Genomic DNA, 19,430 nt, shown 5'->3' on the forward strand with positions numbered 1-19,430 from the left:
CCCCGGCTGCCGCGATTCAGGTCGCGGAGGGCCGCCTGCGCTCGCTATCGTCGGGCAGCACGATGTTGACCTCCAGGACTTCGCGGCTTTCATCCTGCTCCATGGTCACCGAAATGGCGTCCTGGTCGACCTGCACGTATTTACGGATGACTTCCAGCAATTCTTTCTGCAGCTTGGGCAGATAGTCCGGCGCGTTGCGCGCCGAACGCTCGTGCGCCACCAGGATTTGCAGGCGTTCTTTCGCGAGGGCCGCGCTCGACGGGCGCGAAGTTCGAAAATAATCCAGCAGTCCCATGGCTTAACTCCCAAACAAACGGCCGAACAAGCCTTTCTTCTCTTCGTCGACGAAGCGGTGCGGAACGTCCTCGCCCAGATAGCGGCGGACCACGTCCGAATACGCCTGGCCGGCATCGCTTTTGTCATCGAGGATCACCGGAGCCCCGGAATTGGACGCGCTGAGCACGGCCTTGGATTCGGGAATGACGCCCAGCAGATGCAGCGACAGGATCTCCTGCACATCCTCGACGCTCAACATTTCCCCCAGCTTCACGCGCTGCGGCGAATAGCGGGTCAGCAGCAGATATTCCTTGATCGGCTCCTCGCCCTGCTCGGCGCGGCGCGACTTGCTGGCGAGGATGCCCAGCATGCGGTCGGAGTCGCGCACCGAGGACACTTCGGGATTGGTCACCACCACGGCGTCGTCGGCGAAATACATCGCCAGCGTGGCCCCGCGCTCGATACCGGCCGGCGAATCGCACACGATGTAATCGAAATCTTTGGACAACTCGGCCAATATCCGCCCGACGCCTTCCGTCGTCAGCGAATCCTTGTCGCGCGTCTGCGAAGCCGGCAGGATGAACAGGTTCTCACAGCGCTTGTCCTTGATCAGGGCCTGGTTGAGCGTCGCCTCGCCGTTGATGACGTTGACGAAATCGTAAACCACGCGCCTTTCGCAGCCCATGATCAGATCGAGGTTGCGCAGCCCCACGTCGAAATCGATCACGGCGGTTTTGTGGCCCTGCAGGGCCAGTCCCATGGATATGGCGGCGCTGGTGGTCGTCTTGCCGACGCCGCCCTTGCCCGAAGTCACTACGATGATGCGTGCCACTGATGTCCTCCAAATGAATCCGAGAGTAGCGTGTTCATACTATAAATCGCCAATAATCAGCGAGTTATCGCGAAAGTAAATTTGCACCGGCCGGCCTCGCACCGATTCGTCGAGGTTCTCGCTCACCTTGTAATGGCCGCCGATGGCGATGAGTTCCGCCTGCAGATCGCTGCAGAAGATGCGGGCATTGAGGTTGCCCTGCACACCTGCCATGGCGCGGCCGCGCAAAGCGCCGTATACATGGATGTTGCCGTCGGCCATGATTTCGGCGCCCGCGCTGACCTGAGCCAGCACGACCAGGTCGCCGCCGGCCGCGTAGATGCGCTGGCCCGAGCGGACGGGTTGTTCGATCAGGCGCGAGCTTGGCGCCGGCTCCGGCGCTTTTGCCGCGGAAGCTCGCGCCGACGCAACCGATGGCTGATGCGCCGGTTCGTGCTTGCTTTCCGCCAGGACGGCCAGATCGGCATTGCGGGCGGCCAACTGCAATGGCTCGGAACCCCCACGCACCCCCACCGGCGCCACGCCGACTTCCCGCAGGACGGCGATCAAGTGCGGGAAGTCGACCAATACCTCCGGATCGTCGAGTTCGTGGAGGTCTATGACCAGCGGCGCGTTGCGGAAAAACTCCGGGGCCTGCTCCACCTTGCGCCGAAGCTGGTCGGCCACCGCATCGGCGTCGTCACTGAACAGCTTCAATATGGGCAGATGAATGGTGCCACCCTTGATTTCGAAAAGCTGCGATTGCGCGATCTGCGGTCTGGTTTCGGGATAGGGGGACGTCACAGGAGGGTCGACCGGGAGGTGGAGTTGCCCGGGATTGTATCACCCGGGCTTACGCAGATGCAGCATCGTGAACAGGCCCAGGGGCGGCAGGGTGTGACGGGCGACTTCGTGCAGGGAGGTGTGGGAGAGTATTTCCTGCAGTGCCATGTCCGGCCGCCAGCCCAGCTTGGCGGACAGCGGCGCCAGCATGGACTCGAAGTGGCGCCGGAAACCGCGCTCGGCGACGAAATGATTCACGATGATGACGTCGCCGCCCGGCTTGCAGACCCGTTCGATTTCGCGTATCACCTTGTCGGGCTCGGGCACCACGGACATCACATAGGCGGCGATCACGGTATCGAAATGATTGTCCGGAAAGTGCATTTTGCGGGCGTCCATGATCTCCAACTGGGTGACATGGCCCAGGCGCTTCTGGCGCACGCGGCGGTGGGCGCGCTCCAGCATGTCGGGCGAGATGTCGATACCGTGTACCTGATGTTCCCGACGGTAATAGCCCAAGCTGATGCCGGTGCCCACCCCGACCTCCAGGATGCGCCCCGGCTGCCGGTTGGCAATGCCGGCCGCCATGGAGCGCCCGCGGAAGCTGAGCATCCAGCCGAAGGTGTGGTCGTACACCGGCGCATAACGCGCGTAAGATTTCAAAATGGCTTCGAGCTGCATGGTGATCGATTCCCTCGGGTTCGAATCTGGACGACGGTGAAGCGGAAGTGTACCCCTCGAATGCTGCAGCGAGGATTATACAGACCGGGACACCGGATAGAGAGGAAGCCATAACGAGCGCCACCTGACACGAGCGGGGAATGAGTCACGATGGGCGAGATGCTGTACTGGCTGCTCGGAATACCGCTGGGACTGCTGGCCGAAAACTTCGGCGAATGGGCGGTGCACCGCTTCGTCCTGCATGGATTGGGCAAGCGGAAAACCAGCATCTGGGCTTACCACTGGCATGATCATCACCGCGTGACGCGCCGTCTCGGCATGCTGGATCCCGCTTACCGGAGGGGACCCAGGCCATGGAACACCTCGGCCAAGGAGCTGCTGATGTTGGGAAGTATTTTCCTGCTGCATGTGCCGCTGACACCGCTCGCCCCCGGCTATGTCACGGGCATGTACGCGGGTTTGATCCTCTACTTTTGCCGCCACCGCAAGGCCCATTTAAATCCCGCCTGGGCGCGAGAACATCTGCCCTGGCACTACCAACACCACATGGGCACGCCCGAGGCGAACTGGTGCGTCAGCTGGCCCTGGTTCGACTGGATCCTGGGTACCCGCGTGATCCCCGACACGGGCCGCGAGCCACAAAAAAAATCGGCCGGAGGGGATCCCCCCGGCCGATGAGACGACTGAAGCCACTCGCGGCGGATGGCTCGCTCTCAGGCGATGACATCCAGCAGCGTTCGTCTTTGCTCGCTTTCCGCGTCCAAGAGCTTGATCGCCGCCCTGGATTCGAGTTCCGCGCTTTTCAGCTCGGTAACGGGCTTGATCAGGTCCGCGGGTTTGCTTTCCGTATCCTGGGGCAAGGACGCCTTGGCGATTTGATCCGCAGCCTGATCGAGTCGATTGAAGCTGCGTTGGATGGCGGTCGATCCCTGGTGGTATGAAACGAGTCCGGTCAACATGGCACACCTCCTGGAGACTAACTCCGTGAGCCGTTCAATTTAGCGGCACCATCCGGGCAAACTTGAGCCGCCCCCGTCAGGTCATGAGTGTATCGACCAGATCGATCATGAACTCCATTTCCTCGTCGTCAACGGCTTCCCAGCGGGAAAACTTGAGCGCTTCCAAAACGCCGCGCCCCTTCTCGCAGCTATGCATATTCACCAGGGCGTCGAGCAATAACTCGCGCTGGCCAGCCAGGCGGGGTCCCAGCATCAGGGAATGGTGAACGACGTGGATATGGCTGCGCACCAGCACCCGCAACTGGTTGCGGATGACCGACGACAAATCGTCGTAGGCCTCCACCAGGAAAATGCCGGCGTCCGAATTCCGCCTGAGCAGTTCCTTGGCGACCAACACGTAACCGTCACAGGTTCGGGTCTGCACCGAGCCGGCATCGAGATCGGCCGGCTCCAGCATGATCATGCCCATCATGTGGACGTCCGGATCCTCGGTAATCGCCAGCCGAATTCCGGGCTTCAGGTCCTCCACATGGTGATACTCGCTTTCCGCACTCACGGCGATGAGCGCTTCGTCGGCCCGGCTCTCCGGCTTGACGAGAGGGCGAAATCCCTTGTCCCGAACCAACATGGCGGCATCGTAGGGGTTCGCGTAAATCAGGTCGACCGCGTCGGTCCGGATCGCCTCGCGCTGACTGTGGAAATCGTCGTAGATCTGCAAATGGACCGGCAGATCCAGCGTCCGCTGCAACCAGGTGTTGAATATGAACCAGCCGGAAAGATGGTCAGGCGTGAAATCCGGACTGACGGTAAACTGGAGGGTCATCGGCGTGCTCCTGCTAGAACAGGGTGGGATAGAGGCGGATGCATTCCTCGACCTTGCTGCGCGAGGGCTTGCGCCGCACCGAGGTATACCCCACGACCTGGCCATTCCGGACATTGGGGATTACGGTTGCCTTGACCCAGTAATAGCCGCCGTCCTTGCGCAGATTTTTGACATAACCCTGCCATTTTTCGCCGCGCTGCACGGTATCCCACAGATCCTTGAACGCCGCAGGCGGCATGTCCGGATGCCGCAGTATGTAGTGCGGGGCGCCGATCAACTCTTCCAGTGCGTATCCCGACATCTCGACAAACGACTGGTTGGCCTGGGTGATGATTCCCGCCGGGTCGGTGCGCGACACGATCAACCGCCCTTCCGGGTAAGGCGATTCGACGTCGGTGACCAACACCTTGCGCGAGGTGCCGTCCCAATAGCTGAGGGTGTATTCACGAAAATCACCGACGATGTCATCGGGCTGCATATCTTGCATGACTCACTCCATCCGGCTGCGAGAAGGGTGTCAGATCAAGGTGGCGATATTTTCCGCGGCGCGTTTGACGTCCAGGAAGATCAAGCCCAGCTTGGCGTTGGGCTTGGCCAGGACGGTCAAGACCGACTCCTTGCCGGCATAAGTCATCAGCACGTAGCCCTTGTCACCCTTGATGAGCACCTGCTCCAGGGCACCACGGGCCAGTTCGTGCGCGGTGCGGTCTCCCAGGGACAACATCGCAGCGCTCATGGCGCCTACACGGTCCTCGTCCATGCCTTGCGGCAGAACCGCGGCCATGATCAAACCGTCGGTGGAAATGATGCCCGAGGCTTCGATGTCGGCTGATGTGCCGTTGAGATCGGCAAGAATGGAAGCAAGCATATCTGCGCGCATAGTAAACGTTCTCCCGGGAGTGGATGAGGGTTGAGGATGGGAAACAGCGTCTGCCGACCCGTAATCGGGCGGGGCGCCATAAAGATCGGCGAGGATGGAATCAAACACTTCTTCACGCATGACGAGAGTGCTCTAGAAGACAACGATTAGAACCGACGCGGCCCCCATGACGGGTCACGATACGTGCGACTGCTCGTCGCCATAGCGCTGGCTCAACGCCCACACCAGCGAAAGGAAATCCGGCTGGTTGAAGCGGGGAAGCCCGGCAATGACCAGCACGAAGCGCTGTGCGCCGATGTAAAGCGGCCAGAAGCCCAAGCGGCTGCCGCCGGAAGCATCCACGACGGCCCAGGCGCTCGAATTCAGCCCCATGTTGTTGAGCAGCAGGCCGGTCCGCCGCTCGTGCAAGCTGGCTAGTTCCGCGCTGAGGGCGGAAAGCTCTTCCGCGGTTTCGTGCGGAAACCCGGAAGTGGCGAGATAAAACCCCTGGTTATCGGCCAGCAAGGCCTTGCCCTGACTGCTGAGCGCTTGCAGCAGACCGGGCAGCAAGGCCTCCAAAGAACCGGACGGACAGGTGCGTGGCGCCTCGAAACCTTGCAGCCAGTGTGCATCCTGGATGTGGTTCAAGAGAGCCAGAGCCTGCTCGGGCTCGTTCAGCCCCATCCAAAGAGACAGCGCTTCCCGGCCCAGGCGCGGCGTGACGGACTGAGCGAGCAGAGCGCGTATCAACCGCCTGGGAGGGTCCTCGCCGGGCGTGGCGACCGCATAAAACGCCCCACCCGGTGTCGGCGAGACATAAAGATGATCGGCCAACAAATAGGAGGCACCCACTTCAACCGACCTCGAGTCCGGGATCCAGGCTGTAGAGCAAGGCCTGCACGAGCACGGACACATCGGCGCGCCGACGGGCATCCACTTCGAATATGGCGGGGGTGAAGCCCATGGTCCCGGCATACTGATGATAGGAATCCAGCCTCGGCTCGGGGCTCAGGTCGGTCTGTGTCACGCCTATGACCACGGACGTCGAGGCGATGAATTCGCGGAACTTGCCGAGAAAGAACTTCATGTCCTGGAACGGATCCGCACGGGTATTGTCGAGCAACAGCACCAAGCCGATACCGCCGGTGGTCAGAATGTCCCACATGAAGTCGAAGCGCTCCTGACCCGGCGTGCCGTAGAGATGGATTTTCTCGCCGCCGGCCAGGTTCAGGATGCCGTAATCCATGGCCACCGTCGTGGACGCCTTGCGCGATTTCGTCATATCGCTGGCCGCCTCGTCGGTGCTCAGCGGCGGCACATCGCTGAGCGAAGCGATGGCCGTGGTTTTGCCGGCCCCGACCGGGCCGGTGAAAATGATCTTGTTGTATTGAATCATGCTGCGTTTATCCATGGGTTAACTCATCCGTAGCCGTTGCAGTATGCTTTTCAGGAGGGATTTCTTTCTCTCCGGCTGCTCGGGCGGATCTGGATGCGGAATCGGAGCGGTCGGGGTGTCCGGCATCACCTCTATCAGTCCCGCCGCCCAAGCCGCGCTGAAGAAGGCGAACACAAATTGCTGCCGGATGCCCAAAGCCTGCGCCACGTCGAAAAGACTACAGGGCCGATGGCGCAACAGGGCGGCGATCCGGAGGGCATGCGGGGTGATCAACACACGCGTGAAATTCGGCCAGCGGGTCAGGCGAACGGGACGATCCGGCGCCAGCCCCTGGGGAATGCGTCCTTTCGACGTCCAGAGGGCGATTTTCCACAGCAACGCCGTCGACGCCGCCGCCTTGTCGTGTCCGGCCAGCAACTGGGCCTCATCGGCGGCCACCTCCATCAGCGAGGTGCGGGAGGGGTTAGCGCCACCCAACTCGATGTTGGCCACCTTGTGGAATGGTATGCTGCAGGCGGCCCTGATCTGAGCCTCGTCGGCGTCCACCCAAATTTTTCTCTGCTGAGGCAGCAGGGCGATGGCCTTCCAGGGAGTCTGCACCCGCAAGGCGATTCCCGTGTTTTCGGCTCGCTCCCAGGCCTTATGGACCATGCCCTGGAGGTATTCGTCCGGCTGGTAGTACAGATCGCCCCACTGGGAAGGGTCGTGGGCATCCACGTCGTCGCGCCGCCCGAGATAGGCACCGAAGGCTTGCTCGTCCAACAGCATGGCGACCTTGTGCGTTCTGGGTTCCGTGCCCTGCGTCGCGGTCACCACCTTCATGGCGGGTTTAGCGGCGGGCGTTGCCTGATCCTTTTCGGAGGCATTCGTCCTTGTCACCAGGGCGCGCATTTTTTCCAGCGCGGCAAGCAGATCCTCGCTGCGAGCCGGTTTCTTGACGAACACGCTGTCCGGATCGAGCCCCTGCACGGCCAACGCCAGCACGATGCTGGGCCGACCGGGATGAATCTGTTGCCGCGCGGCGTAGAGCCGCTTGCCCTCCGGGTTGTCCAGGTCGACCAGCAAGGCCTCGGCCTGGCTCGGATCGGCGACGATCACCGCCCGGTTGGAGCCGGGACCGCGCAGGAACAGGCGAAACAGATGGAGGGTCCTATCGTCCAGGCCGATGGCGCCCAGCTTGAGGAGCTCGACTTCGGCAGGCTTATTCACTGCCGCGCTCCCCCGTGCCGTCGCTGGCCCAGCATGGCGGCAAGCCGCCTAATTCGGTGCCAAGCCGGCGGCGGAAATCATCCCGTCTAGCGTGATCACGGGTCGCCCGGTATAGCGACAGCAGTTCGACCCGCAAGTCATCACGCTCAGGCTGTCTGCGCACGGCGTTTTCAAGCAGGTCCATAGCCTGTTCGAGCTGGCTGTATTCGATAAACTCGCGCGCCTCCTGCAAGGGATCCCGTATTTCGACCTGTTCTCCCTCCCGCACGTGCAACAGGCCGGTTTCACCTTCCACCCCCTCGCTCAGACACGCACTGCGACTCCGCGGCGACATGGGCGGCCGCCGGCCGGATTCCAGCCAGAGGCGCAGCGCCTGTTCCTGTTCCGCGGCGAGCCGATCACGGCTGGCGGACAACATGCGCCTGCGCAACTCCCTGCCGTGGTGGCCCAGAACGGCGAACAAATCGAGCAGGGCTCCATAAAGCGCTTCACTGTCAAGCGATCGGTAGGCATGGTGTATACGCCGGGTGTGTCGCGCGAGGTCTCCGGGGGCTGCGCTGACAGCCTGGGCGAGCGCATCGCCGAAGCGCGCAGGCAGGTCCGGCAAATAGGGCAGCCACCGCTGTGATTCACCGATGAGGAAAGCCAGTTCGCTGCATGGCGCCTCATTCAGTGTCGGAGTAAGGGCTGCGGCGTCCCCAAGCTGCCCGTAGATTGCCTGTCCCATAAATCTCCCGGAAATTGCTGCGGAAATTCGATGGCGGCAAAGCATAGAAGAATTTTCGCAATTGGTAAGCGCATCGGGCGGCCGAAGATTCTGTCCGGGGCAAGGTGCGGCGGCGGGCCTCTTCAGTCCCGGAAAAGCGCGCTAAGCCCTGAAACTTCCGGGGACTTTCCAGCCGTTTTTGACTTCCCGCCGGCACCGCGCCATGCTTCCCGCCCGTTCAACCCACCGTCGAGGAATTGCCATGACCATACAAGCTGGAGACCGTTTGCCAGACGGTACGCTCACCGAATGCACCGAATTCGATCCGGCCACGAACTGCCCGCTGAATCCCCAGTCCCTGGCCGTACAAGACTTGATCAAGGGCAAGAAAATCGTGATCTTCGCGGTACCCGGCGCGTTCACCCCCACCTGTTCGATCAAGCACTTGCCCGGCTACGTCAAGCACTACGAGGCGTTCAAGGCCAAGGGCGTCGACGAGATCTGGTGTCTGTCGGTCAACGACGCGTTCGTCATGGCCGCCTGGGGCCGCGATCAACATGTGAACGGCAAGGTACGCCTGCTAGCCGACGGCAGCGCCCTCTACACGACCCAGCTCGGCTTGAGCCAGGACCTGACCGCGAAAGGATTGGGCGTGCGCAGCCTGCGTTATGCGCTGATCGTCGAAGACGGCGTGGTCAAGCATGTCGCGGTCGAGGCGCCCAGCAAGTTCGAGGTCTCGAACGCCGAAGCCATACTCGCCGCCCTGTAATCCCCGAGCATCGAGGAGTCAATACCCATGAAAATAGGCATCGCATCCGATCACGCCGGTTTCTCGCACAAGGAAGCCCTGCGCCTCTGGTTGGCCGGCCTGGGCCACGAAGTCGTCGACTATGGCTGTTTCAGCGACGAACGTACCGATTACCCCACCTGGATACGCCCCTGCGCCGAAGCGGTCGCACGCGGCGAGGTGGAACGCGGCATCGTGCTGGGCGGCAGCGGCAACGGCGAAGCCATCGTCGCCAACCGGGTCAGGGGCGTCCGTTGCGGCTATTGCTTCAACGAAGAAACCGCCTTCCTGACCCGCTCCCACAACGATGCCAACTGCATCGCGATCGGCCAGCGCATCATCGACCTGGATACCGCCAAGAAAGTCGTCGAGACTTTCCTCGCCACCGAGTTCGAAGGCGGACGACACATACCCCGGATCGTGGCCATCGACGACTGAGCTCCGGCCGCATGAGCAATCTGGCTTTCGCGCAGCGCGATTTGGCCGTGCTGTGGCACCCCTGCACCCAGATGAAGGATCACGAGGCGCTTCCGCCGGTGCCGATACGCCGGGGGCAGGGGGTCTGGCTGGAGGATTTCGAAGGCAAACGCTATCTGGACGCCATCAGCTCCTGGTGGGTCAATCTGTTCGGTCATGCGCACCCTTACATCAACGACGCCATCAAGGCCCAGTTGGAGCAGCTGGAGCATGTGATACTCGCCGGCTTCAGCCACGAGCCGGCCGTGCGTCTGGCCGAACGGCTCACGCACCTGGCCCCGCCCAGCCTGAGCCGCTGCTTCTACGCCGACAACGGCTCCTCGGCCGTGGAGGTGGCGCTGAAGATGAGTTACCACTATTGGCGCAACCTGGGGAAAACGCGCAAAACCCGCTTCGTCACGCTGGAAAACAGCTACCACGGCGAAACCCTGGGCGCGCTGGCGGTGGGCGATGTGGCCTTGTACAAGGAAACCTACGCGCCGCTACTGATGGACGTGATCACCGTCCCATCGCCCGATTGCTTTCATCGCGAGAAGGGCGAGAGCTGGGCGGATTATTCGGCACGGCGCTTCTCCGACATGGAGAAAACCCTGGCCGCACATTCAGAGGAAGTCTGCGCGGTCATCGTGGAACCCTTAGTGCAGTGTGCAGGCTCCATGCGTATGTACGACCCCGTGTATCTGAAGTTGCTGCGCGAGGCCTGCGACCGCTACGGCGTGCATTTGATCGCCGACGAGATCGCCGTCGGCTTCGGCCGCACCGGCAGCCTGTTCGCCTGCGAACAGGCCGGCATCACGCCGGACTTCCTCTGTCTATCCAAGGGGCTGACCGGCGGCTATCTGCCGCTTTCCGCCGTGCTCACTCGGGAAACCGTTTATCAGGCCTTCTACGGCGATTACGCTACGCTCAAGGCCTTTCTGCACTCGCACAGCTATACCGGCAATCCGCTCGCCTGTACCGCCGCTTTGGCCAGCCTGGATTTGTTCGAACGCGATGACGTCATCGCCCGCAACCGCATCCTCGCCCGGGAAATGGCGGATGCCACGACAGGCCTGGCCGACCACCCGCATGTCGCGGAGGTGCGCCAGACCGGGATGATACTGGCGGTCGAGTTAGTCGAGGACAAAAATACCCGCCAACCCTATCCCTGGCAGGAAAGGCGGGGGCGGCAGGTCTACCGCCACGCCTTGAGCCGCGGCGTCTTGCTCAGGCCCCTGGGGGACGTCGTTTATTTCATGCCGCCCTACGTGATCGCGCCGGAGCAAATCCGCCTGATGGCCGACGTCGCCCGCGAGGGCATAGCCCTGGCCACGGCGGACTGAATGCGCATTTCCCGTTTCCATCTGACCCAGCCATTGCAAGCCGGCGCCACGATCGCGCTCGACGACGAGCGCGCGCATTATCTGCGCACCGTGCTGCGTCTGAAAAAGGGCGCCGAGCTGACGGTGTTCAACGGGGAAGGCGGCGAATACCCCGCGGTATTGGTGGAATGTCATCGTGAAGCCGTCCGGCTGGAACTGGGCGAATTCAATTCGCGCGAAGCGGAATCACCGCTCTCCACCTTCCTGGGCCTGGGCATTTCGCGCGGGGAACGCATGGACTTAGGTATACAGAAAGCGGTCGAACTCGGTGTAACAGCCATCACTCCCCTGCTCACCGAGCGCTGCGTGGTGCAACTGGACGAGGCGCGCAAACAGCAGCGCCGGCAGCACTGGCAACGCGTCGTGCAAAGCGCCTGCGAGCAGTGCGGACGCAACCGTATCCCCCCCATCCATGAGCCCGAGAAGCTGGAACACTGGCTGCCCCGGCAAACCGGCACGCGACTCTTTCTACACCCCCATGGCGGCCGGACGCTGAACGAACTTCCACGACCTGACAGCTCCGTCACCCTGCTCGGCGGCCCGGAAGGCGGATTCAGCGAATTCGAGGGCAAGATGGCGCTGGGAGCCGGATTCACGCCCCTGCGCTTGGGTCCGCGCATCCTGCGCACGGAAACTGCGGCCCTGGCAGCCTTGGCCGCGATCCAGGCCGTTTGGGGCGACTTTCGTTGATCTGGATCCGGATAAGCCCCTGTTTTCCGTATGCTAGAATCCCGCGCGCCGGGCACCTGCGCCCCGATCGCGCACTCTCCCGCTCCGGAGACTTTCAACCATCCTAAAACATGAGGAAATCAGGCCATGAGCGCTCCCGATATAGCATCCGTGAAAGCCTATTTGATGACCCTGCAGGACAACATTTGCCGGTCTTTGGAAGGCGAGGAACCGAGCGCTCGATTTCAGGAAGACGTGTGGAGCTATGACAGCGGCATCGGCGGAGGCCGCACCCGCGTGCTGGCCGGCGGCGACACCTTCGAACAGGGCGGCGTCAATTTCTCCCACGTGATCGGCAGCAACATGCCGCCGTCGGCGACCGCCCACCGGCCCGATCTGGCAGGCCGAAGCTTCCAGGCCGTGGGGGTGTCGCTGGTGATCCATCCGCGCAATCCCTATGTCCCGACCTCCCATGCCAATGTGCGCTTCTTCCTGGCGGAAAAAGAAGGCGAAGAGCCGATCTGGTGGTTCGGCGGCGGCTTCGACCTGACGCCTTATTACCCCTACGAAGAAGACGCCATCGCCTGGCACCGGACGGCGCGTGCGGCCTGCGAGCCTTTCGGCGCCGAGGTTTACCCGCGCTTCAAGAAATGGTGCGACGAGTACTTCTTTCTCAAGCACCGCAATGAAACCCGCGGGGTAGGCGGCCTGTTTTTCGACGACCTGAACGAATGGGGTTATGAGCGCAGCTTCGAGTTTCTGCGCAGCGTCGGCGATCATTACATCCCCGCCTATCTGCCCATCGTGCAGAAGCGCAAGAACACCTCTTACGGCGAGCGCGAGCGGGAATTCCAGCTCTACCGCCGCGGCCGCTACGTGGAATTCAACCTGGTGTTCGACCGCGGTACCTTGTTCGGCCTGCAGTCGGGCGGACGCACCGAATCCATCCTGATGTCCTTGCCCCCGGTCGCGCACTGGCGCTACAACTGGAAACCGGAAGCGGGCACGCCCGAAGACAATCTCTACCAGAATTTCCTCAAACCCAGGGACTGGCTGCAGGCCTAAAACGCAACAAGGCCCGCCGTAGCGTGACGAGCGGGCCTTGTTGCCGGAGCGGGAGATGATCAGGACTTCTGGGGCTTGACCGGCTCCTTGAGCGCGCTGCTGTTGCGCTGCGAGAGCTGGGCAATCAACTGATCCAGCGAACCGGTGCGGGCGATGTCGTTGGTGAAACTGGTGCGGTAGTTCTGCACCAGGCTGACGCCTTCGATCAGCACGTCGTAGACCTTCCAGTCACCCTTCTGGTTGACCATGCGATAGTTCACGCCGACGGGCTGTGCGCCGGGCTGAATGATTTCGGTGCGGACCACCACGCGCTTATCGCCTTCTTCGCTCTTCAGCGGCAGATAGCGGATCGTCCAGTTGGCGTACTCGGTAAAGGCGGTGGTGTAAGTACGCACCAACAGCAGCTTGAACTCTTTCTTGAAGCGGACCTGCTGTTCCGGGGTGGCGGTTTTCCAGTATTTGCCCAGGATCAGCACGGCGACGCGGTCGAAATCGACATGCGCTTCGAGGACGGTTTCGACGAATTGCGTAGCCTTGAGGAAATCTTTCTTGTACTCGGGCCGTTGCAGGGTTTTCTGCATCTGGTCCGAGGTTTCCTGGATAACCTGTTGCGGCGGCAGCAAAGCATCCGCGGCATGCAGCGCGCCCGACGCCAAGGCCAGACCCAGCGCCAGCAGCCAAGCCAAACCGAACCAGGGTTTAGTCGATTTCATTGAAATACTCCCGCAATCCAATCATTTTAAGATGCATTTATCATAACGCGTGCGCATCGAATAAACTACCGGGCCCCTTGCTATACAGCCCGACTAAATACCATGCGCGAAGACCGCAATAATAGCACTTCCCACCCGTTTACCCGACCTCGCCGCCTGCGCCGAAACGACTTCAGCCGCCGGCTCGTGCGCGAACATCGTCTCACGGCCGACGACCTGATTTATCCGGTGTTCATCCTGGAAGGCGAAGGCCGCCGCGAACCGGTTTCCTCCATGCCGGGCGTCGAGCGACTCAGTCTGGATCTGCTGCTGCGCGAGGCGGAGTCCGCCTTCCAGCTGGGCATCCCGGCGCTGGCCCTGTTTCCGGTTACGCCCACCGAACGCAAGAGCCTGGATGCGGAAGAAGCCTACAATCCGGAAGGGCTCGCCCAGAGGGCGGTCCGCGCGCTGAAGCGGGCCCTGCCGGAACTGGGGATCATCACCGACGTCGCGCTCGATCCCTTCACCTCGCACGGCCAGGACGGACTGGTCGACGAAAGCGGTTACGTAGTCAACGATGCGACCGTCGAGGTGCTGGTGAAACAGGCCTTGTCCCACGCGGAAGCGGGTGCGGACGTCGTCGCCCCATCCGACATGATGGACGGGCGCGTAGGCGCCATCCGCCGGGCGCTGGAGGCAGGCGGACATGTCAACACTCGCATCCTGGCCTACTCCGCCAAATACGCTTCCAGCTTCTACGGCCCGTTCCGCGATGCGGTGGGCTCGGCCGCCAACCTGGGAGGCGGCAACAAATACAGCTACCAGATGGATCCCGCCAACAGCGACGAGGCCTTGCGCGAAGTCGCCCTCGATCTCCAGGAAGGCGCGGACATGGTCATGGTCAAGCCCGGCTTGCCCTACCTGGACATCGTGCGCCGCGTGAAAGAAACCTATGGTGTGCCCACCTTCGTTTACCAGGTCAGCGGCGAATACGCCATGCTGAAGGCGGCCGCGCAGGCAGGATGGCTGGACGAGAAAGCGACGGTGCTGGAATCTCTCCTGGCCTTCAAGCGCGCGGGGGCCGACGCCATCCTCAGCTATTTCGCTCCGCAGGTCGCCCGCTGGCTGAAGGACGAGCAACGATGACCGATCGCTACGCGGTGTTCGGCCACCCGATCGGCCACAGCAAGTCGCCGCGCATCCACGCGCTGTTCGCCACTCAGACCGGGCAAAATCTGAGTTACACCGCTCACGACGTCCCGGCCGAAAACTTCGATCACGCGCTGGATGCCTTTTTCGCGTCGGGAGGCAAGGGGATCAATTGCACCGTTCCACTGAAGGAACTGGCCCATGGTCGGGCGGACATCCTCAGCGAACGCGCCGAGCGCGCCAAGGCGGTCAACACCCTGGCCGTGGATGAAGACGGACGGCTTTACGGCGACAACACCGACGGCGTCGGCCTGCTGCGCGACCTCACCGTGAACCTCGGGCTCGCCCTGCAAAACCGCCGCATCCTGCTGCTAGGTGCCGGAGGGGCGAGCCGCGGCATACTCCAGCCGCTATTGGCCGAGCAACCGGAACGCCTGTTCGTCGCCAACCGCACCGTCGAAAAGGCCATCCAGCTCGCGGGTGAATTCGATGACTTGGGACCGGTCACCGGTGTCGGATTCGATGCCTTGTCCGGCCGGCAATTCGACCTGATACTGAACGCCACCGCCGCCAGCCTCAGCGGCGACCTGCCGCCCCTGCCCGCCGGTGTGCTGGCGCCGGGCGGGGTTTGCTATGACCTGGCCTACGGCAACCAGCCGACCGCATTCGTGCGCTGGGGTCAGGAACATGGGGCGGCGCGTAGCGTGGATGGCTTGGGGATGCTGGTCGAGCAGGCGGCCGAGGCCTTTTATCTGTGGCGCAAGCTCAGGCCGGAAACGGGCCCGGTCATCGCGCTGCTGGACCGGGAAAGATCACTCGCCGCGTGATAGGTAGGCGTCCTTGAGCTCGACGTAGTGGCGGGGCGAGAAGCGCAAGTAGGCCTTCTCCTGGTCCGTGAGCGCCCGGGCCTGCTTGGCGGGCGAGCCGACATACAGAAATCCGGATTCCAGACGCTTGCCCGGCGGCACCAGACTGCCGGCCCCCAGCATGACCTCGTCCTCGACGACGGCCCCGTCCATGACGATGGCGCCGATGCCGATCAGGCAGTGGTCGCCGATGGCGCAACCGTGCAGCACCGCGCGGTGCCCCACGGTGACGTGACGTCCGACGGTGAGCGGATGCCCCACCGCCGAGAATTCGCTGCCGCCGTGGGTGACGTGCAGCACGCAGCCGTCCTGGATATTACTGCCCTCGCCGATGCGGATGCGCTGCACGTCGCCGCGCACGACGCTCATGGGCCAGATCGAAACGTGATCGCCCAGCGTCACGTCGCCGATGACCAGCGCGCTGTCGTCGACGTAAACCGCATGCCCCAGACTGGGCCATACCCCCCTATACGCTTTAATCGCCACCATTACCCCTCGTTTTGCCAAATGCCGCGGCCGACCGGCGGCTGTCTATACTAAGCGACGGCCGTTCGGGCCGGTCATCCATGAGGAGAACGCCATGTTAAGTGTGGGCGGATTCGTCCTGCTCGGTATGCTGGTCGTACTGAGCCTCTACGTCATCGTCATCTACAACCGCTTCGTCAGCCTCAAGCATGATACCGCAAAGGCCTGGGCCAACATCGACGTGCTGCTGAAGCAGCGCCACGACGAACTGCCCAAACTGGTGGAAACCTGCAAGCAATACATGAAGCACGAGCGCGAGACGCTGGAGCGGGTCATGCAGGCGCGTGCCGGCGTCTCGGCGGCGCGCGAGGCGAGCAACCTGCCGGCGCTGGGGGCGGCGGAAGGACAGTTACGCCGGGGGCTGCTGCAATTGTTCGCGGTGGCCGAAGCCTATCCGGACCTGAAGGCCGACACCGCCTTCCGCAACCTCGAAGCCCGCATCACCGGATTGGAAAACGCCATCGCCGATCGCCGCGAGTTCTACAACGATACGGTCAACAACAACAACGTGCGTCTGGAGCAATTCCCGGACGTGATCATCGCCCGTTTGTTTGCCTTCAAACCCTTCCAGTTGTTGGAATTCAGCGACGAGGAAAAACAGGACGTCGACCTGCGCGCTCTGTTCTCCTGACCATGCAGCCGTCCGGCTTGGCCCTGCTGATAGAGCTGATCCACTCGGCCGGCGCCCATGCGTTCTGGTTCGCCTGGAGTGGGGCGGTGCTGCTCGATGTGGTTCTGCTGTGCCTCGGGTTTCGCGCCCTGCACCGGGCCCGATTGATGACCGACATGCCGACCGCCAAACTGCGCTCGGCCGCCCAGGGTTACGTGGAACTGGAAGGCTGGGCTCGCATGATGCCCGGCGAGCCGGTCCATGCGCCGCTCAGCGGCCTGCCCTGCGCCTGGTATCGCTACAAGATCGAAAAGCGCGAGCGTGACGCCTACGGTCGCGAGGACCTCTGGCGCACCCTGGAGTCCGGCACCAGCGAGGCCATCTTCCATCTCGAAGACCCCACCGGCCGCTGCGTCGTCGATCCCGACGGGGCGGAAGTGATTCCCTCGGTGCGCCTGTGTTGGCGCGGGCATGCCGAAAAACCCGGCGGCGCGCCGCGCGTGACCGGCTTCTGGAGCCAGCTCTGGTCCACCGGCCCCTACCGCTATACCGAATCCCGCATCAACGATTATGACCGGCTCTACGCGGTGGGACAGTTCGTCGGCTTGGGTGGTCACGAAACGGCGAGCCTCAACGACGAGGTCCGCGATCTGCTGACGACCTGGAAACGCGATCGCGCCGCACTGCTGCGGCGCTTCGACGCCGATGGCGATGGCGAAATCAATCTCGCCGAGTGGGAGGATGCGCGACGCGACGCGGAAAGCGAGGTGTTGGCGCGTCACGCCGCGCGCCCGCCCCAAGCGGAAATCAATCTGATGAAAAAGCCGGCTTACGGCCGGCCCTATCTGCTCTCCTGCTTGTCGCAGGAAACTCTGGTCGCCCGCGCCCGCGGGCGGGCCGGCGCCTGCCTGGCCGGATTTCTATTGCTGGGCGCGACCTTGGTCTGGACGCTACGAGTCCGATTGGACTGAAGAATCAGCCTTCCACGCCAACGACGCCGAAATGGCTGAACGAGAAATTGCTTTCGATCAGCCTTTCCAAACGGCAGTTTCGGCTATGGCCGGCGGTTTCCAGGCGCACGATCTGGCCGAGCTGAAAGCTCGCGGGCGGGGTGATGAGGCTGGAAGACGCGCCCAAACGCTTGTTGACCGGAAGCAACAAACCGTGCCGTTCGTCTTCGAAGCTGCCGGAAACGCTGATGGCCACCGGCGTGGAGGCTGGCGACAGCAGTTCGACGCCCAACAGCAGATTGTCTTCGCTATCATGGCTGAGCCAGCGAACCACGCCGACATTCAGATTGCCGTCTTCATCAGGCACGCCGATCAGTTCGTCCACTCTGACACAGGACAGTTCTTTGCTCACCCAGCACAAGCAGTATCCGTGCGCGCTGGCGTTCACCGTCCAGGCGAGCGGAATGGCGGGATTGCGCCCCGGCGACAAGGCCAGTCCCCGGTCCGTCCAGATGTCATCCTGGCGCACCTTGGATTGCTCGCCGCGCCATCGCTGACCGATGGATGTCTCGCTGCGCATATCCCGCCTGTCTTGGTCACGTTCGTCACGATCGGTCAATTGCAACGTGTAATCGGGGACATCCAGCAAGGTAACGCCCCTGACCTGAACCACGCTGGTAGCGCGTTTGGGAGCGCTCTTGACCGGGCCCCGATCATCGCCCGTCATGGCCAAGGCCAAGTTTTCCAAGCCCAGGGTGAGCGTGCGCTCCTCCCGCGAAGGCAGACGCGACGACTTCCGGCGCTCCGGTGCCGCAAGCGACTGGATCAGGCGCTTCAACATCGTACGGCGCATGCGGATGCCGCTCCAACGCCGGCTCTCGGCCTCGCCGTAGTAGGCCAGCGCTTGCCGGACGAGTGTGCGGGTGAGGAGAAAACGGAATTTGGCGTCGTCGCCCTTGGGCCCCGCCTGGATAGGCCGGGGCGGTTCGTCGCCGCCGAGATCGAGTGAGAACGCCGCCGATTCGTCGGCCCGTCGCGGCTCGGCGTTCAGCTCGGCGAGATGGGCGAAGCGCCCGGTAACTTCATGGATCTGGCGGATTTCCAGGGGACGATAACGCTGGCAATGGGCCAGCGAAAACAGCAGGATGTGCTTGAATACCGCCAGGATGGTATCTCCGGAGCGCTCCCCCTTCACCCCGGCGATTTTCTCCGCGTGCCATCCGCGCTGCTCCGCGGCCGCGTACAGACCATACACCTCCCGCCAGTATCCGTGAGGCACCGGCAGATAGATGGCCTGGTACTTCAGCTGCATCTCGCCGTAGGCTTCCAGCGCCCGGTAGAGGCATCGCTGCCGTGCAGCCTTGTCGAGCGCCCGTTCGCTGTAAAAACTCTTGCCGCTTGCCACCCTGAGATACGCGCGGCCGAATTCGCGGCACAGCAAATAACCCAGCCCGGCCGAGCGGCGGGTGACGCGGGGCAGGGGGAAAGTGACGTCGCCGCGCAAATGCATTTCTATGGCGCGGTCGGCGAGCATATACACCGTCGCCCGCAACCGTTCCAATAGTCCGAGATGCTCGCCGCTGGCGAAACTCTCGATTTGATTCAACATGCGCAACAGGGTCAACAGGGACTGCCCGGAAACCTCGACGTTGGCCAGAGGCAACTCGTCCAGCCAGGCCGACAGCCCTTTTTCGCTGAGTTCGGCCGGCATGTTCGGCTCGCTGCGTGGCGCGCGACGATTGGATATTTGAGAGGGTGTGGATACCATGGCAGGGC

General features: G+C 62.7%; 25 protein-coding genes. 10 read left to right on the top strand and 15 right to left on the bottom strand.

Annotated elements, in window-relative coordinates; genetic code table 11:
- Positions 1 to 16: 16 nt before the first annotated feature.
- The 4 genes from minE to JWZ97_RS13650 are packed head-to-tail and all read right to left on the bottom strand — an operon-like array spanning position 17 to position 2,551.
- On the bottom strand, positions 17 to 295 hold the full coding sequence (gene minE / locus JWZ97_RS13635; RefSeq protein WP_205430205.1) for a cell division topological specificity factor MinE: 279 nt from the start codon (positions 293 to 295) through the stop codon (positions 17 to 19).
- A gap of 3 nt (positions 296 to 298) precedes the next feature.
- On the bottom strand, positions 299 to 1,108 hold the full coding sequence (gene minD / locus JWZ97_RS13640; protein ID WP_205430207.1) for a septum site-determining protein MinD: 810 nt from the start codon (positions 1,106 to 1,108) through the stop codon (positions 299 to 301).
- Between the two features lie 39 nt (positions 1,109 to 1,147).
- On the bottom strand, positions 1,148 to 1,891 hold the full coding sequence (minC, locus tag JWZ97_RS13645; RefSeq protein ID WP_240342351.1) for a septum site-determining protein MinC: 744 nt from the start codon (positions 1,889 to 1,891) through the stop codon (positions 1,148 to 1,150).
- A 39-nt stretch (positions 1,892 to 1,930) separates the two neighbouring features.
- Positions 1,931 to 2,551 (bottom strand): class I SAM-dependent methyltransferase, encoded by a 621-nt coding sequence (locus JWZ97_RS13650; RefSeq protein WP_205430209.1) that lies wholly within the window; start codon positions 2,549 to 2,551, stop codon positions 1,931 to 1,933.
- Between the two features lie 150 nt (positions 2,552 to 2,701).
- Between JWZ97_RS13650 and JWZ97_RS13655 the strand changes: the two genes are divergently transcribed.
- Positions 2,702 to 3,229 (top strand): sterol desaturase family protein, encoded by a 528-nt coding sequence (locus JWZ97_RS13655; protein WP_240342352.1) that lies wholly within the window; start codon positions 2,702 to 2,704, stop codon positions 3,227 to 3,229.
- A 35-nt stretch (positions 3,230 to 3,264) separates the two neighbouring features.
- Here the strand turns inward: JWZ97_RS13655 and JWZ97_RS13660 are convergent, their stop codons facing one another.
- The 8 genes from JWZ97_RS13660 to JWZ97_RS13695 form a co-directional block, all read right to left on the bottom strand.
- Positions 3,265 to 3,510: a hypothetical protein gene (locus JWZ97_RS13660; RefSeq protein ID WP_205430211.1), complete on the bottom strand. Its 246-nt coding sequence runs from the start codon at positions 3,508 to 3,510 to the stop codon at positions 3,265 to 3,267.
- Positions 3,511 to 3,586: 76 nt separating this feature from the next.
- On the bottom strand, positions 3,587 to 4,333 hold the full coding sequence (locus JWZ97_RS13665) for a phosphate/phosphite/phosphonate ABC transporter substrate-binding protein (RefSeq protein WP_205430213.1): 747 nt from the start codon (positions 4,331 to 4,333) through the stop codon (positions 3,587 to 3,589).
- Between the two features lie 13 nt (positions 4,334 to 4,346).
- Positions 4,347 to 4,820: a PAS domain-containing protein gene (locus JWZ97_RS13670; RefSeq protein ID WP_205430215.1), complete on the bottom strand. Its 474-nt coding sequence runs from the start codon at positions 4,818 to 4,820 to the stop codon at positions 4,347 to 4,349.
- A gap of 30 nt (positions 4,821 to 4,850) precedes the next feature.
- Positions 4,851 to 5,213: a roadblock/LC7 domain-containing protein gene (locus JWZ97_RS13675; RefSeq protein WP_205430220.1), complete on the bottom strand. Its 363-nt coding sequence runs from the start codon at positions 5,211 to 5,213 to the stop codon at positions 4,851 to 4,853.
- Positions 5,214 to 5,387: 174 nt separating this feature from the next.
- Positions 5,388 to 6,044, bottom strand: a complete 657-nt coding sequence (locus JWZ97_RS13680) for a hypothetical protein (RefSeq protein WP_205430221.1) — start codon at positions 6,042 to 6,044, stop codon at positions 5,388 to 5,390.
- Between the two features lies 1 nt (position 6,045).
- Complete coding sequence (locus JWZ97_RS13685; RefSeq protein ID WP_371822509.1) at positions 6,046 to 6,603, bottom strand: ATP/GTP-binding protein; 558 nt, start codon at positions 6,601 to 6,603, stop codon at positions 6,046 to 6,048.
- 3 nt (positions 6,604 to 6,606) lie between these two features.
- Positions 6,607 to 7,797, bottom strand: a complete 1,191-nt coding sequence (locus tag JWZ97_RS13690) for a hypothetical protein (protein WP_205430222.1) — start codon at positions 7,795 to 7,797, stop codon at positions 6,607 to 6,609.
- The gene (locus JWZ97_RS13695) at positions 7,790 to 8,524 is read right to left on the bottom strand and encodes a FimV family protein (protein ID WP_205430223.1); all 735 of its coding nucleotides are present in this window, start codon (positions 8,522 to 8,524) and stop codon (positions 7,790 to 7,792) included. The genes JWZ97_RS13690 and JWZ97_RS13695 overlap by 8 nt, the downstream gene beginning before the upstream one ends.
- A 241-nt stretch (positions 8,525 to 8,765) precedes the next feature.
- On the opposite strand from JWZ97_RS13695, the gene JWZ97_RS13700 reads away from it, so the two are divergent.
- The 5 genes from JWZ97_RS13700 (at position 8,766) to hemF (ending at position 12,862) form a co-directional block, all read left to right on the top strand.
- Entirely contained in the window at positions 8,766 to 9,272 is a 507-nt protein-coding gene (locus JWZ97_RS13700) for a peroxiredoxin (protein ID WP_205430224.1), read from the top strand.
- 27 nt (positions 9,273 to 9,299) lie between these two features.
- A complete protein-coding gene (gene rpiB, locus JWZ97_RS13705) occupies positions 9,300 to 9,728 on the top strand; it encodes a ribose 5-phosphate isomerase B (RefSeq protein WP_205430225.1) in 429 nt (142 codons plus the stop codon).
- Positions 9,729 to 9,739: 11 nt separating this feature from the next.
- Positions 9,740 to 11,089, top strand: a complete 1,350-nt coding sequence (locus JWZ97_RS13710; RefSeq protein WP_205430226.1) for an adenosylmethionine--8-amino-7-oxononanoate transaminase — start codon at positions 9,740 to 9,742, stop codon at positions 11,087 to 11,089.
- Positions 11,090 to 11,818, top strand: a complete 729-nt coding sequence (locus tag JWZ97_RS13715) for a 16S rRNA (uracil(1498)-N(3))-methyltransferase (RefSeq protein ID WP_205430227.1) — start codon at positions 11,090 to 11,092, stop codon at positions 11,816 to 11,818. It begins immediately after the preceding gene.
- 126 nt (positions 11,819 to 11,944) lie between these two features.
- Positions 11,945 to 12,862 (top strand): oxygen-dependent coproporphyrinogen oxidase, encoded by a 918-nt coding sequence (gene hemF / locus JWZ97_RS13720; RefSeq protein ID WP_205430228.1) that lies wholly within the window; start codon positions 11,945 to 11,947, stop codon positions 12,860 to 12,862.
- 59 nt (positions 12,863 to 12,921) lie between these two features.
- Here the strand turns inward: hemF and JWZ97_RS13725 are convergent, their stop codons facing one another.
- Positions 12,922 to 13,575 carry a phospholipid-binding protein MlaC gene (locus JWZ97_RS13725; RefSeq protein WP_205430229.1) on the bottom strand — a complete coding sequence of 218 codons (654 nt, stop codon included), beginning with the start codon at positions 13,573 to 13,575 and terminating at the stop codon, positions 12,922 to 12,924.
- Positions 13,576 to 13,677: 102 nt separating this feature from the next.
- Between JWZ97_RS13725 and hemB the strand changes: the two genes are divergently transcribed.
- The gene (gene hemB / locus JWZ97_RS13730) at positions 13,678 to 14,700 is read left to right on the top strand and encodes a porphobilinogen synthase (RefSeq protein WP_205430230.1); all 1,023 of its coding nucleotides are present in this window, start codon (positions 13,678 to 13,680) and stop codon (positions 14,698 to 14,700) included.
- Positions 14,697 to 15,530, top strand: coding sequence for a shikimate dehydrogenase (gene aroE, locus JWZ97_RS13735; protein ID WP_205430231.1), 834 nt, complete (start codon positions 14,697 to 14,699; stop codon positions 15,528 to 15,530). Before hemB ends, aroE begins: the two co-directional genes overlap by 4 nt.
- Here aroE and JWZ97_RS13740 read toward each other — a convergent pair.
- On the bottom strand, positions 15,516 to 16,055 hold the full coding sequence (locus JWZ97_RS13740) for a gamma carbonic anhydrase family protein (RefSeq protein WP_205434672.1): 540 nt from the start codon (positions 16,053 to 16,055) through the stop codon (positions 15,516 to 15,518). The genes aroE and JWZ97_RS13740 overlap by 15 nt on opposite strands.
- Positions 16,056 to 16,149: 94 nt before the next feature.
- Here JWZ97_RS13740 and JWZ97_RS13745 point away from each other — a divergent pair, with 94 nt between their 5' ends.
- A complete protein-coding gene (locus tag JWZ97_RS13745; RefSeq protein WP_205430233.1) occupies positions 16,150 to 16,725 on the top strand; it encodes a LemA family protein in 576 nt (191 codons plus the stop codon).
- A gap of 2 nt (positions 16,726 to 16,727) precedes the next feature.
- On the top strand, positions 16,728 to 17,675 hold the full coding sequence (locus JWZ97_RS13750; protein WP_205430235.1) for a GIDE domain-containing protein: 948 nt from the start codon (positions 16,728 to 16,730) through the stop codon (positions 17,673 to 17,675).
- Between the two features lie 4 nt (positions 17,676 to 17,679).
- Here JWZ97_RS13750 and JWZ97_RS13755 read toward each other — a convergent pair whose 3' ends face one another.
- On the bottom strand, positions 17,680 to 19,365 hold the full coding sequence (locus tag JWZ97_RS13755) for a hypothetical protein (RefSeq protein ID WP_205430237.1): 1,686 nt from the start codon (positions 19,363 to 19,365) through the stop codon (positions 17,680 to 17,682).
- Positions 19,366 to 19,430: the final 65 nt, after the last annotated feature.

Origin of the sequence: Methylococcus sp. EFPC2, assembly GCF_016925495.1 — a bacterium.
In the GTDB taxonomy this organism is placed as follows: domain Bacteria; phylum Pseudomonadota; class Gammaproteobacteria; order Methylococcales; family Methylococcaceae; genus EFPC2.

Coding starts and splice junctions, on each gene's coding strand:
- minE (WP_205430205.1), bottom strand. CDS start 295: ATGGGACTGCTGGATTATTTTCGAACTTCGCGCCCGTCGAGCGCGGCC.
- JWZ97_RS13650 (WP_205430209.1), bottom strand. CDS start 2,551: ATGCAGCTCGAAGCCATTTTGAAATCTTACGCGCGTTATGCGCCGGTG.
- JWZ97_RS13655 (WP_240342352.1), top strand. CDS start 2,702: ATGGGCGAGATGCTGTACTGGCTGCTCGGAATACCGCTGGGACTGCTG.
- JWZ97_RS13660 (WP_205430211.1), bottom strand. CDS start 3,510: ATGTTGACCGGACTCGTTTCATACCACCAGGGATCGACCGCCATCCAA.
- JWZ97_RS13665 (WP_205430213.1), bottom strand. CDS start 4,333: ATGACCCTCCAGTTTACCGTCAGTCCGGATTTCACGCCTGACCATCTT.
- JWZ97_RS13670 (WP_205430215.1), bottom strand. CDS start 4,820: ATGCAAGATATGCAGCCCGATGACATCGTCGGTGATTTTCGTGAATAC.
- JWZ97_RS13675 (WP_205430220.1), bottom strand. CDS start 5,213: ATGCGCGCAGATATGCTTGCTTCCATTCTTGCCGATCTCAACGGCACA.
- JWZ97_RS13685 (WP_371822509.1), bottom strand. CDS start 6,603: ATGGATAAACGCAGCATGATTCAATACAACAAGATCATTTTCACCGGC.
- JWZ97_RS13695 (WP_205430223.1), bottom strand. CDS start 8,524: ATGGGACAGGCAATCTACGGGCAGCTTGGGGACGCCGCAGCCCTTACT.
- JWZ97_RS13700 (WP_205430224.1), top strand. CDS start 8,766: ATGACCATACAAGCTGGAGACCGTTTGCCAGACGGTACGCTCACCGAA.
- rpiB (WP_205430225.1), top strand. CDS start 9,300: ATGAAAATAGGCATCGCATCCGATCACGCCGGTTTCTCGCACAAGGAA.
- JWZ97_RS13710 (WP_205430226.1), top strand. CDS start 9,740: ATGAGCAATCTGGCTTTCGCGCAGCGCGATTTGGCCGTGCTGTGGCAC.
- JWZ97_RS13715 (WP_205430227.1), top strand. CDS start 11,090: ATGCGCATTTCCCGTTTCCATCTGACCCAGCCATTGCAAGCCGGCGCC.
- hemF (WP_205430228.1), top strand. CDS start 11,945: ATGAGCGCTCCCGATATAGCATCCGTGAAAGCCTATTTGATGACCCTG.
- JWZ97_RS13725 (WP_205430229.1), bottom strand. CDS start 13,575: ATGAAATCGACTAAACCCTGGTTCGGTTTGGCTTGGCTGCTGGCGCTG.
- hemB (WP_205430230.1), top strand. CDS start 13,678: ATGCGCGAAGACCGCAATAATAGCACTTCCCACCCGTTTACCCGACCT.
- aroE (WP_205430231.1), top strand. CDS start 14,697: ATGACCGATCGCTACGCGGTGTTCGGCCACCCGATCGGCCACAGCAAG.
- JWZ97_RS13745 (WP_205430233.1), top strand. CDS start 16,150: ATGTTAAGTGTGGGCGGATTCGTCCTGCTCGGTATGCTGGTCGTACTG.
- JWZ97_RS13750 (WP_205430235.1), top strand. CDS start 16,728: ATGCAGCCGTCCGGCTTGGCCCTGCTGATAGAGCTGATCCACTCGGCC.
- JWZ97_RS13755 (WP_205430237.1), bottom strand. CDS start 19,365: ATGCCGGCCGAACTCAGCGAAAAAGGGCTGTCGGCCTGGCTGGACGAG.